This window comes from Brucella sp. NBRC 113783 (genome assembly GCF_040372265.1).
Lineage (GTDB): Bacteria > Pseudomonadota > Alphaproteobacteria > Rhizobiales > Rhizobiaceae > Brucella > Brucella teleogrylli.
Genome location: NZ_BAABRX010000007.1, coordinates 222,990 through 235,478, shown reverse-complemented (window position 1 = coordinate 235,478; position 12,489 = coordinate 222,990). Strand labels below are relative to the sequence as shown.

The window sequence follows — 12,489 nt, the reverse complement described above, 5'->3', positions numbered from 1 at the left end:
GTTTCTCTTCCTGCCGCCCTATTCGCCGGACCTGAACCCAATCGAAATGGCTTTCTCAAAACTCAAGGCACTTCTGAGAAAGCGAGCAGCACGCAGCTTCGACGCCATCTCAAAAGCACTTGGCGATGTCATCAGTCTCTTCTCCATCAATGAATGCCAGAACTTCTTTAAGGCTGCTGGGTATGAGGCCGAATAAATGCGACACGCTTTAGGCGGTCATGCCTCATGCGGTGCTGCTGTCCGTCTGAGGAACCAGCGTGCACTTGCCAGACGGTCAATCTCCACAAAAATCACCGGTGTGATGAACAGTGTCAGCACCTGACTGAGCACAAGGCCGCCCACCACCGCCACACCAAGCGGCTGGCGCAGCTCAGACCCTTGACCGCCGCCAAGTGCTACGGGAACAGCCGCGAGAAGCGCACAGAATGTCGTCATCATGATGGGACGGAAGCGGCGAATAGCTGCCTGATGGATTGCTTCTTCCGGCGCATGGTTTTCATCACGCTTCAGGTAGAGCGCGACATCGACCATCATGATCGCGTTCTTCTTGACGATGCCGATCAGCATCAAAAGCCCGATCAGCGCTATTATCGACAGGTCGAAACCGGACAGCTGTAACGTAATCAGCGCGCCGAACGCGGCCGATGGCAGGCCGGACAGAATGGTCAGCGGATGCGCGAAACTCTCGTAGAGAACGCCGAGTACGATATAGATCGTAGCAACGGCGGCGAGGATCAGCAGACCCATATTGCCGGTCGATTGGGCAAAAATCTGCGCCGCGCCCGAAGGCCGCGCCGATACCGAGGCTGGCATGCCGATTTCACTGCGCAGTGCCGTCACGCGGTCGGTTGCGGTGCCAAGCGAAACACCTGCGGGCAGGTTGAAGGACAGCGTGACCGATGCGAGCTGTCCCGACTGGTTGACGGTCACCGGCCCGTTGGTCCGCTTGATTGTGGCAAAGCTGGCGAGCGGAACCAGAGTACCCGATGACGATGGAACGCGCAGCGCGCCGAGTTGCGTTTCGTCCCACTGGCGGTTCTGATCGAGTTCCAGAATGACATCATAGCTGTTGCCGGTGGTCTGGATTTGCGAAACTGTCAGCGTGCCATAGGCGGCTTCCAGTGTGCTGCGGATCGCCTGCGAGCTGATGCCAAGACTTCCCGCCTTGTCGTGATCGATTTCGATACTCGCTTGCAGCGCGTTGTTTTGCAGGTCGGACGCCACATCGACAAAGGTTTGCGGTTCGGCCTTCATGGCGTCGGCCAGTTTCACCGACCAGGACCGGGCTTCGTCGGCATCGAGCGATTGCAGCACAATCTGATACTGGCTCTGCGTGCTGCGTCCGCCGAAACGGAGATTTTGCACCGGCGTTATATAGGCGCTGATACCGGGAAGGGCGGCGAGCGATTTGCGCAACGCGCTCAAAGTCTGGTCGAGCGGAGGGCGGCTGTCACGCGCTTTCAGCTGCACCAGCAGCGAGCCGGTGTTGAAGGTCGAGCCGCCGGGGCCGCTGCCGAGTGACGCCGTAACGTGCTGGACGGCGGGGTTTTCGGAAACGATCGCCGCCGCCTGCTGTTGCAGGTTGCGCATCGCCTGATAGGAAATATCCTGCCGCGCTTGCGTGGAAATGGTGAGAAGGCCAATATCTTCCTGCGGGAAGAAGCTGCGCGGCAGCGTCGTGAACGACCAGATCGAGCCAAGGAAACTGAGGCCGAACACCAGCAGCACCAGCGCCCGATGCCTGAGGCACCAGCCGACAGCGCGCCCATAGCTTTCTGTCACCTGATCGAACAGGCGAGCGATCCGGCCCGGTTTGATTTCCTTGTGCGGCAGGCGTGCGGCGAGCATCGGCGTCACGGTCAGCGACACGAGCGCCGAGGAGAGAATGGCGAGTGTCACCACCATGCCGAATTCGTTCAGCACACGCCCGACGATGCCGCCCATCAGGAGAATGGGCAGAAACACCGCCACAAGCGACAACGACATGGAGATGATCGTGCCGGTCACTTCCTGACTGCCCTTGATGGCGGCCTCAAAAGGCTGCATCCCCTGTTCGGTATAGCGCACGATGTTTTCGAGCATCACGATGGCATCGTCCACCACAAGGCCGACCGCCAGTGTGAGGGCAAGCAACGAGATATTGTCGATGGAAAAGCCGAACGCATACATGGCGGCAAATGTCGCAACCAGCGAAAGCGGCACGGCAAGCCCGGGGATCATCGTCGCCCAGAACTGGCCGAGAAACAGAAAGATCACCAGCACTACTAGGACAATCGTAATGCCAAGCGTCTTTTGAACATCGGCCACCGCATCGCGGATCGACCGGGATACGTCGTTGACGACAGAAATATGCATCTGCGCGGGCAGGGCGGCTTCGATCTCCGGCAGCTTGGCCTTGATCGCATCGACAACGGCAACCGTGTTTGATCCCGGCTGGCGTTGTACCGCAAGCGCAATCGACTGTTTGCCATCCAGCCAGCTGCCTTGATTGATGTTTTCCACGCTGTCGAGAACATTGGCTACATCCGAGAGGCGGACGATGCGATTGCCGCTGCCGGAGATGATCAGGCTTTTGAACTCTTCAGCATTGGTGCGCTGGGTTTTGGCATTGACAGTCAGCGCCTGCGACCCGTTCTGCAATGTGCCGACTGGCGTCTGGCTGTTCGCGGCGGCGATGGTATCGCCAAGGCCAGACAGCGACAGGCTGCGACTGTCGAGTTTGTCGGGATCGACCTCGACGCGCACGGCATAGGTTTTGGAGCCGTAGACCTGCGCCTGCGCAACGCCTGAAATGGTGGAAAGCGCTGGCGATATGATGTTCTGCGCGATGTCGTCCATCTGCGTCAGGCGTGCGCCGTCGCCGGTGAGCGCCAGAATGATGACCGGCGCATCGGCTGGATTGGCCTTACGGTAGCTTGGCGGCGTGGTCAGATTGTCGGGCAACTGACGCTGGGCGCGGGTAATCGCCGCCTGCACGTCGGCAGCTGCCGCGTCGATATTGCGCGACAGGTTGAACTGAAGCGTGATCGACGTGTTGCCGAGCGACGAGGTGGCGCTGATCGTATCGATACCCGCAATCGTCTCGAATTGCTTGATAAGCGGGGTTGCGACAGACGATGCCATGGTATCCGGCGACGCGCCTGCCAGCTGTGCCGACACGTTGACGGTCGGAAAATCCGCCTCGGGTAGAGCCGCGACTGGAAGCTGGAGATAAGCCGCGATGCCGCCGATCAATCCGCCGATGACAAGGAGGATCGTCGCAACCGGGCGGCGAATGAAGACTTCGGAAATGTTCATCGCCCTGGTGCCTTCATTCAGTTGGACGAGACTTTTGTCTCTGCGTCGTTGCTGGCCAGTTTGACCTTGCTGCCATTGGCAAGCGAGGCCTGACCTTCGGTCACGACCTTTTCACCGGGTTGCAGGCCAGCGCTGAGACCGGCCATGCCATTGGCGCGAAGCGCAACCGTGACCGGGCGCACTTCGATGCTGTTATCCGTCTTCACGACATAGCTGATCGAACCGCTTTCCTGCGGCTGCACGGCAACGCCGGGCACAAGCACCAGATTGTCTGCCTGTCCGGCTTCCACCAGTACACGCAGCGATTGGCCTGGCCAGAAATTGCCGGATTGATTGTCCAGCGTGGCGCGCAGACGCACGGTGCCGCTGGCCTCGTCGATTGTGTTGTCAAGGAAACTGACCGGGCCGCTTTCCGAAATATCCCTGCCGTCAGCCGATACTGCGGAAGCTGTGGCTTTTAGTGTGCCGGTGGCGAGCGTTTCGCGGATCAGCGCGATATCCGTTTCCGCTAGTGTAAAATCTGCGTAAATCGGCTTCATCTGCGTGATGGTCGCGACCGGCGAACCGGCGGAAAGATAGGCGCCAGCGGATACAAGCACGGCGCCAAGCTGGCCGTCGAAAGGCGCTATAATCCGGGTGTTGTCGAGGGTCACCTGATCAGCCGCCAGCTGTGCCTGATCGACTTGCAACTGGGCTTCAGCCACTTTGAGAGCGGCCAGCGCATCATCGCCCGCCTGCGATGTACTGACGCCCTTGTTGACAAGGTCTTGCATCCGCTTCAGCAGGATTTGCGCATTGTTCAGCGTGGCCTGCGATTTGGCGACGGAAGCCTGATCTTTCACGACGGTGGCGCGGATGGCTCGGTCATCAAGTTGAGCGATCAGGTCGCCCTTTCTGACGATGGCCCCGTCCTTGACCTTGAGGATGGCCACATTGCCGGGCTCGGGACTGTTGACTGCGGTGGAGGCGACGGCAACCACCGTGCCGATGGTGCTGCGCTGGATCGGCAGCGATCCAGCGGTTGCAACCGCGACCTTGACGGCATGCTCGGCACTGGCCGAGCGGCTACCGCCTTTTCGACTGTCTGTCTGAACTGCGTTTGGAGCACTGGTGCCGTTCTGTTTCGTGGTATGTTGCCAGCCGACAAAACCGGCACCGGCAACCAATAGGATCGGGACACCCCAAACAACCCAACGCTTCACTCAACGCTCCTGTCAACGAAGGGATACGCCGTAATACCGGCTGTCCGAACGCTAACACAACGGTGCCGCCCGGCAATTAAATTGATTGAGAGCGGCAGTTGTTCACTTCGTGATAATGAGTGATGCCATTATTAGCAGAAACGCGTGTTGTTGCTGGCCGTTATTGAAGGACACGGAGAATATCGCGGACGACTTCCGCCTGCAGCGGGCGTTGTTTTTCGATGTTGAAATGGCCGACTTCCTTCACGCCGGAGAAATCGCGGTTGTCCAGCTTCCCCTTGAAACGGGGGCCGGGTACCAGCGGAAGCCCCCAACCGTGCTGCGAGAAATAGAAATTCACAACGCGGCGGATATTTCCTGGCAAGGGATCGGGTGCCGTGGCGGCAAACGAGGCCATGTAATCCACGCGAATGCCTTTTTTCTCAAGGACTTCGGCGATGGAAATAATGGCATTGGCACCCAATGAATGGCCGACGAGAATGACCGGCTGCGGGCCATATTTCTGCCGGTCGGCAATAATCCGGTTGGCGACGAGCCGCCAGGCGGCGTTGCCATCGACATGCGCATCTACACCTGCGGCCTGCAATTCTGCACCGATTTCATCGATGCCGGCGGAAAAGATATTGGCGAAACCGCGCAGGAGATAGACGTCGGGGCGTCCCGGCTGGGCGGCGTTTCCCGTCTTGTCATTCGTAGCGGGCACCTGTCCGGCAGGTTTCGCCGATTTGGCGTGTGCTGCGACCGGCATCGCGGCCAGCACAAGGCCAGAAAGCAGCAGAAAGCGGCGGCTGATGAAATTTTTCGCCGAATTGCCTGATTTGTTCGTCATGTAAAAATACCGGGGTTATGGCCAAGGTCTCGGAATAATACGTCCGGTGCGCCTGGCATATTCGTCATATGAAGCGCCGAATGCGTTGCGCATCATCGCTTCTTCATGGCCTACGCGGTAAAAATAGAGAATGCCGACACCAACAATGCCCGCCAGTCCGGCGAACCAGTTGGGGAGCAGGCAAAACTGCGCTATCGCCCAAAGCCAGAACGATAAATACATCGGATGGCGGACATATTTATAGAGCCCATCCGTCACGAGTTTGTGTTCCTTGCGGATTTCCAGCGACACCGACCAGTTCTTGCCGAGTTGGCGATGACTTGCATGAAACAGCCATAGAAAGGCGAGTTCCACGACAAGGCCGATCCAGCCGAGCCACGGCTGAAAGGTATAATCAGCAAATGCTGGAAAGCCCGTTGCAACATAGATAATCGGGATCAGCGACAGGCCGACGGTCGCGGCAGCCAGCGCCGCCCGGTCGGGCAGTGTCTTGGCATTGGTCGTAACTTTGATCTTGCGGGCGCGCCGCTGGTGCGGCACCCGGATGACCACCCACGCAACGAGGCCAATGGCCCAAACGATCATTGCCAAGGTGGGCGTCATTCGGAAATATCCTTTTCTGGCGACGAGCCGCCCACAATATGGTCACGCACACGGTCTGCGAGGAAAATCGGGCCGCAGCAGACCTGAAAGAAATCGTACCAATAGGGCTTCGTATTGCCGAATACATATTGATAATGCACGCGAAAGAGATTGCGCCTCACCCGCGTGTAAGTCTCGGCCAGCAGCATATCCTTGATGCGCACCTGACGCACGAACGGAAACCTTCTGCCCTCCGCACGCTTGAGCTTCATTTCCGCCACCGGGTCGGTTTTATAGAAGTTGATAGCGTCGGTGAGGCACTGGATTTCCACCCACTCAAGCTTACCATCATCGGTAAGTCTTTGCACGTCTTCACGAAATCTCTTGGCTGCCGGATGGTAGCCCGCCTTGAGCGCCGTGGAACCAAGCGTCAGAATGGTAACCTTCGGCGCGCGCGTTGAAAAGGCTTGGTCTATGGCCAGACAACGGGCGGCGACATCCAGCATCAGCATGCCGCCGGTGCTGTGGCCGATCAGGATGACCTCGTCATATCTGCCCGCTCTGACGCGCTGGACAATGCTTTCCGCAAAACGCTGCATCAGCGCTTCGGCATCCGGTCGCCTGCCGCGAAAGAAGCTCAACGAGAAGGACCAGAGATCCATCAGATGATTGGTGGACCAGCGTTTGCCCAGCACCATCAATGCGAACGAGAACACGGCAAGCCCGATGATCCAGCCAAGTGCGCCAAGCCAATGCGCCGTGAGACGAACGGCGGCATATCCCAACAGCGCGAACAGGACGATTGCGAGGAAAGGATAGAGGAAATAAAGCCCGAAGCGCCAAGCTTTGGCAAAGAATTGGAAAGCCGTGCCGGAAAAGACGAAGTCGGCAAAAGCGCGCAGATATTTGCCGAGCCGAACAGGCAGGGGCCGGGCGAAATCTGCCAATACGATGCTGTCGAGTGCGAGAAAATTGAAATCGGTCGTCGTTGACCAATCTTCGTGCGCAGCACGGGTTTCGATGGTTGCAAGCCCGATCTCGTGATCGGGTGCCTGATCCACGGAAGAGACCGCTGACTGGTAGCCCCACAGCGTGTCGAAACGAGCAATTTCCTTACGCAGCCGCTTGAAAAACGCGTCTGGCGTTTTCGGATCATACCCGCCAATAAAGAATACGGCACGCCGCTGGACCGACTGATTCATGCCGAAAGCGTAATTTGCATCTTATGCATTGTCGAGATTAAACCGCATCGCATAATATTGAAATTCTTTGGCCTTTCTTTCTCAAGCATGAGCTTTCAGCGAGAAAAAATTTCCGGTCCATTTCAGCAATTTTGCATGATGGCTTTATGACGGAAGCTTTGTCGAAACAAATGGATAGCAGGGCTTTTGCTGTTTGGCGCAACAGCCTGCGCGCCTTCTGGCTTGGTGCGACGGACGCTTTGCAACTGGCGAAAACGTGATATGGCGAGAGCGGCGCGATCCGGGGAGGACGCTGTCAGATTCTTGCAAGTTCTGGATCGCATATTATGAGCCGCACTATTCTCTGCCTGGGCGCCCTTACGCTCGACACAATCCTCCGCCTTGACGCATTGCCGGAAAAAGCCGGGAAATATCTGCCCAGAGAAGCGGTGCAGATCGCAGCCGGTATGGCATCGAGTGCCGCAGCCGCCATCGCCCGTCTTGGGGGCGATGTGGCGCTTTGGGCATCGACCGGCGACGACGCCACCGGCGAGCGGGTGATTGCTGAATTGCGGGCCGAAGGCATCGACTGCTCTCATATTCGCAGGCTTCCAGGCGCGCGCACCGCGTTTTCGTCGATTCTGGTTGATCCGTCCGGCGAGCGCGTGATCGTGCCGTTCTATGATCCGCAACTGGGTAGCCCGGCTTCAAGCGTGCCGCCTGTCGAAACAGGTGCATTTGCAGCGGTCATGGCCGATGTCCGTTGGGCTTGGGCCGCAGAAACCGGCCTCAAGGCCGCGCGTCGCGCCGGTATACCCGCCATTCTTGATGCAGACACGGCCCCGGTCGAACGCCTTGAACGACTGTTGCCGCTTGCAACGCATATTGTCGCGTCAGAACCCGCCGCTATCAGCCTGACGGGAACGGCGAATTTGAGCGAATGCGTCGCGATACTGGCCAGCCGCTATGATGTTTTCACAGCCGTTACCGCTGGCGCGCAGGGGTGCTACTGGACTGAACGGGCCGGGCATTCGGTGCAGCATGTCGCCGGGTTTCCCGTAAAGGCGGTCGACACGCTCGCTGCGGGCGATGTCTTCCATGGCGCCTTCGCGCTCGGTTTGGTCGAAGGCGGCGCGATGCATGACATCATCCGCTTTGCCAATGCCGCCGCCGCCATCAAATGCGCACGGTTCGGCGGACGTTCCGGTTCACCAAGCCGGGCAGAAGTGCAGGCATTTATGGAAAGCGGACTGTTTCCGGTTTAAATCTCCAATCCCCAAAATTTACATAAATGCACAGTGAACTCGAATTGACTATTTACTAACATGTTAGTATGTGCCAACTTACAGTTCAATCTTGGGAGGAGACGGCTTTGCCAACAGATTCTGGGCCCCAAAACAATTCTGGGCAGAAGCGCTTCGGGCTTTCTGCAGCGCTCACAACGCCATTCGATGCGGATGGCAAGATCGACGTCAAGCGTGCGCTGGCGCATGCCAAGGCGCGTCTGGATAGCGGCTGTTCCAGCGTCACGCTGTTCGGCACCACCGGCGAAGGATCTTCGGTTGGCGATGCGGAGCGCGCAGCGCTTCTCGACGCATTCATCGCGCAGGGATTTCCAGCAGCCAATATCGTTGTCGGCGTGATGGAGAACTCCATTGCCGATGCGGTGCTTCAGTCGGGCGATGCGCTGCGTCGCGGCTGCAAGGCCATTCTTCTGGCGCCGCCGTCCTATTTCAAGAACCTTTCCGACGATGGCCTTTTCAACTGGTTCTCCGCCGTGCTGAAGGGTCTCGGTTCGGATGCGCGCGATATCATCCTTTACAACATCCCTTCGGTGACGGCGGTTGAACTTTCGGTCGATCTGGTCGGTCGTCTGCGAGTTGCTTTCGGCGCGATTATCTCTGGCGTGAAGGATTCATCGGGCAACTGGGCTTATACCGAGAAGCTTCTGGCTGCGCATAAGGACATTGCAATCCTGATCGGCGACGAGCGCGATCTCGCCGCCGGTGTTCGTCTCGGCGGGCAGGGCGCGATTTCCGGCATGGCCAATCTGTTCCCGGACCGCCTGCTGCGCATGATCAATGACGGGCAGGACGATGCCGAACTGGTCGATGCTGTGCGCAAGCTTCTCAACTATCCGGTGACGCCTGCGGTGAAGGCGCTGGTGGCGCGGCATACCGGCGATCAGGAATGGCGCCGTGTCCGTGCACCGCTGGTTGCGCTGAACGATGCGGATTTCGATGCAATTGGCAGTGTATTTGCCGGATTGCATATGGCAAAGGCGGCCTGAGCCGGGCATAAGCGTTGCAGACATGCTGCGGAAATGTGGGAGACGTTTCCGCAGTATAACCAAAGCGGTTGGGGGAGGACAAAGCCTTGGCGGAAGATCAGAACGAGCCGGTGAAGTTGCGGGACAAAGCCTATCAGAGCTTTACCCAGCATTTGCTGGCGCGCGATTTCCATCCGGGCCAGTTCGTCTCGCAGCGCCAGCTCGTGACCATGACCGGCCTGCCGCTTGGCGCAATCCGCGAACTGATCCCCCGGCTTGAGGCGGAAGGTCTGATCAAGACCGTGCCGCAGCGCGGACTTCAGATCGCACATATTGATCTCAATCTCATTCGTGAGGCTTTCCAGTTTCGCTTGTTCATCGAGAAAGAGTCGGTTGCCATTTTCTGCCAGTCGGCATCGGATGAATTGCTGCGTTCGCTGCGGGCCGAGCATGAAGACACGCTGAACCGCGCCATGAGCGAAGGCGAAACGCTGGAGCTTGAGGAGCGGGCGCAGAATATCGACTGGAGCCTGCACGACACCATTGTCGCTTCGCTCGACAATGAAATCATCTGGCGCGCTTACCAGACGAATACGATCAAGATGCGCCTGATCAATCAGGAGCGTTTCCGGATCACCGGGCGCGTCATTCCGGTCATGCAGGAACATCTGGCGGTCCTGACGGCGATTGAAACCCGCCACCCGCAAATCGCCATGGATGCCATCGCCGTTCATATCAACAATGCGCGGAAGCTGGCTTTACACATCTAGATCAAACAAAGGCCCAGCAAGAGGAGTTGCCGGGTTTGAAACATAGGGGAGGAGCAGAATGAAACTATTTCATCCGACACGTCGCCAGTTTCTGGCGGGTTCAGCGGCCATCGCCGCATCCGGCGTGACAGGCATCAGCCCGTCTTTCGCCGCTTCCACGGTTGACTGGAAGAAATATGCGGGCACCACGCTTGAGGTGAATCTCATCAAGAGCCCGCGCGGCGAAATCCTTCAGAAGCATCAGAAGGAATTCGAAGAGCTGACGGGCATCAAGGTTCATTCCGAACAGATGCCGGAACAGCAGCAGCGTCAGAAGGCGGTCATCGAACTGACCTCCGGTCGCCCGAGCTTCGACGTCATTCACATCAGCTATCACGTGCAGAAGCGCCAGTTCGAAAAGGGCGGCTGGCTTGCCGATCTCAACCCGTTCCTGAAAGACCCGACGCTGACCGATGCGTCGCTGACGGAAAACGATTTCGCAAGCGCTGGTCTGACCTTCGCCAAGGACGCCAATGGCCGCTTCGGCGCATTGCCGTTCTCGGTCGATTACTGGATCATCTACTGGAACAAGGACCTGTTCGCAGCCAAGGGTATCGAATATCCGAAGACCTTCGAAGAACTGGTGAAGGCTGCGGAAGCGCTGACCGATCCGTCTTCGAACACCTACGGCTTCGTGGCCCGCGGCATGAAGAACGCCAATGTTCCGGTCTGGACGAGCCTGATGCTCGGCTATGGCCAGAGCTCGGTCGATGCCGACGGCAATCTGAAGACGGATTCGGCAGAAGCCATCGAAGCCGCCAAGCTCTATCAGCGCCTGATGACCAAAGCGGCACCTCCCGGTGTTGCCGGTTTCAACTGGGCCGAATGCCAGTCGAGCTTCCTGCAAGGCAAAGTCGGCATGTGGCTCGACGGTATCGGCTTTGCGCCGCCGCTCGAAGATCCGAACAAGTCGCGCGTTGTCGGCAAGGTCGGCTATGGCGTCATCCCGGCTGGACCGAAGGCCCAGGCTGCACCGACCACCGGCGACGGCATCGGCGTGACCGAAGCTTCTACCAAGAAGGAAGCCGCCTATCTCTACTGCCAGTGGGCCATTTCGAAAGAAATGGGCGCTCGTCTGCTGCAGACGGGTTCGGGCGTTCCGTTCCGCAAGTCGATCATCGACGATGCGGAAGTGCGCAAGGGCGTGACCATGCCGGAAGGCTGGGTCGAAGCCCTGTCGAAATCCGCACCAATCAGCCAGCTCTGCCTGCCGGTTATCGTCCCGGTCACGGAATTCCGCGACATCATGGGCGTTGGCCTCACCAATCTTCTGAATGGTGCCGAAGCAGAAGCTGAAATGAAGCGCGCGACGGAAGAATTCCGTCCGGTCCTCGCACGGAGCGAAGGAAAATGACATCTGCCGCCCCGACAGGAGCAACAAAGAGCATGAATGGGGAGGCCGCCACAAAGGCGGCTTCCACAACCAGAACCGGTAGCAAGTCTGGCAAAAGCCATCTGAAACCGAGTTACTGGCCGTTTGTGCTTCCCGCCTTGATCACCGTCGGGGCGGTGATCGTCTTCCCTTGGCTGTTCACCCTCTGGATGAGTGCCAATCAATGGCAGCTCGGCGGAGGCATCAGCTTCGTCGGCTTCGACAATTATATCCGTCTGGCAGCCGATGCGCGCTTCTGGGATTCCATGTGGCACACGGCGGTCTATACGGTGCTGTCCGTGGTGGCGCCCATGGTGCTGGGCACGATTGCCGCTCTGATCTTCGACAGCAAGCTGCCGATGCGGGGCCTGTTGCGCGGTATCTTCGTCATGCCGATGATGGCGACACCTGTTGCCGTCGCTCTGGTCTGGACGATGATGTATCACCCGCAGCTCGGTGTGCTGAATTATCTCCTGTCGCTGGTCGGGATCGGTCCGCAGGAATGGATTTTCAATCAGAACACGGTTATTCCGTCGCTGGTCGCGGTCGAGACCTGGCAATGGACACCGCTGGTCATGCTGATCGTGCTCGGTGGCCTTGCCTCCATGCCGCGCGATCCGTTTGAAAGCGCTGAAATCGACGGCGCGAATGGCTGGCAGAAATTCCGCTACATCACGCTTCCGATGATCCTGCCTTTCATCATGGTGGCCGTCATCATCCGCTCGATCGATGCGCTGAAAAGCTTCGACATCATCTATGCGATGACGCAGGGCGGCCCGGGCACGGCATCGGAAACCATCAACATCTATCTCTATAACGTGGCGTTTTCGTATTACGACATCGGATATGCTTCGGCGATTGCCGTGGTGTTCTTCATCGTGATCATCGCCATGTCCATGATCCTGCTGGCGCTTCGCCAGCGGACCAAATGGAACGCTTGAGGACCGG

11 protein-coding genes are annotated in these 12,489 nt (G+C 58.3%); 6 read left to right on the top strand and 5 right to left on the bottom strand.

Annotated features, from left to right (window positions below; translation table 11 throughout):
* Positions 1 to 196 (top strand): transposase (locus ABWW11_RS19920; RefSeq protein ID WP_353411387.1); only part of this gene is annotated, 196 nt, incomplete at its 5' end.
* A 20-nt stretch (positions 197 to 216) separates the two neighbouring features.
* On the opposite strand, the gene ABWW11_RS19915 is transcribed toward ABWW11_RS19920, so the two are convergent.
* From ABWW11_RS19915 to ABWW11_RS19895, 5 genes are all read right to left on the bottom strand, one after another.
* On the bottom strand, positions 217 to 3,297 hold the full coding sequence (locus tag ABWW11_RS19915; RefSeq protein WP_109367673.1) for an efflux RND transporter permease subunit: 3,081 nt from the start codon (positions 3,295 to 3,297) through the stop codon (positions 217 to 219).
* Positions 3,298 to 3,314: 17 nt separating this feature from the next.
* Positions 3,315 to 4,301, bottom strand: coding sequence for an efflux RND transporter periplasmic adaptor subunit (locus ABWW11_RS19910; protein ID WP_235858982.1), 987 nt, complete (start codon positions 4,299 to 4,301; stop codon positions 3,315 to 3,317).
* Between the two features lie 358 nt (positions 4,302 to 4,659).
* Positions 4,660 to 5,292 carry a lipase gene (locus tag ABWW11_RS19905; protein ID WP_121538805.1) on the bottom strand — a complete coding sequence of 211 codons (633 nt, stop codon included), beginning with the start codon at positions 5,290 to 5,292 and terminating at the stop codon, positions 4,660 to 4,662.
* A 51-nt stretch (positions 5,293 to 5,343) separates the two neighbouring features.
* Positions 5,344 to 5,931, bottom strand: coding sequence for a protein-S-isoprenylcysteine O-methyltransferase (locus ABWW11_RS19900; protein ID WP_109367671.1), 588 nt, complete (start codon positions 5,929 to 5,931; stop codon positions 5,344 to 5,346).
* The gene (locus tag ABWW11_RS19895; RefSeq protein ID WP_109367670.1) at positions 5,928 to 7,112 is read right to left on the bottom strand and encodes an alpha/beta fold hydrolase; all 1,185 of its coding nucleotides are present in this window, start codon (positions 7,110 to 7,112) and stop codon (positions 5,928 to 5,930) included. The genes ABWW11_RS19900 and ABWW11_RS19895 overlap by 4 nt, the downstream gene beginning before the upstream one ends.
* Positions 7,113 to 7,438: 326 nt before the next feature.
* Between ABWW11_RS19895 and ABWW11_RS19890 the strand changes: the two genes are divergently transcribed.
* The 5 genes from ABWW11_RS19890 (at position 7,439) to ABWW11_RS19870 (ending at position 12,482) form a co-directional block, all read left to right on the top strand.
* Positions 7,439 to 8,356 (top strand): PfkB family carbohydrate kinase, encoded by a 918-nt coding sequence (locus ABWW11_RS19890; protein WP_109367669.1) that lies wholly within the window; start codon positions 7,439 to 7,441, stop codon positions 8,354 to 8,356.
* Between the two features lie 68 nt (positions 8,357 to 8,424).
* Positions 8,425 to 9,381 (top strand): dihydrodipicolinate synthase family protein, encoded by a 957-nt coding sequence (locus ABWW11_RS19885; protein WP_121538750.1) that lies wholly within the window; start codon positions 8,425 to 8,427, stop codon positions 9,379 to 9,381.
* A gap of 86 nt (positions 9,382 to 9,467) precedes the next feature.
* On the top strand, positions 9,468 to 10,130 hold the full coding sequence (locus ABWW11_RS19880; protein ID WP_319080889.1) for a GntR family transcriptional regulator: 663 nt from the start codon (positions 9,468 to 9,470) through the stop codon (positions 10,128 to 10,130).
* A 58-nt stretch (positions 10,131 to 10,188) separates the two neighbouring features.
* Entirely contained in the window at positions 10,189 to 11,523 is a 1,335-nt protein-coding gene (locus ABWW11_RS19875; protein ID WP_109367666.1) for an ABC transporter substrate-binding protein, read from the top strand.
* Positions 11,520 to 12,482 (top strand): carbohydrate ABC transporter permease, encoded by a 963-nt coding sequence (locus tag ABWW11_RS19870; protein WP_109367665.1) that lies wholly within the window; start codon positions 11,520 to 11,522, stop codon positions 12,480 to 12,482. The genes ABWW11_RS19875 and ABWW11_RS19870 overlap by 4 nt, the downstream gene beginning before the upstream one ends.
* The last annotated feature ends 7 nt before the right edge of the window (positions 12,483 to 12,489 follow it).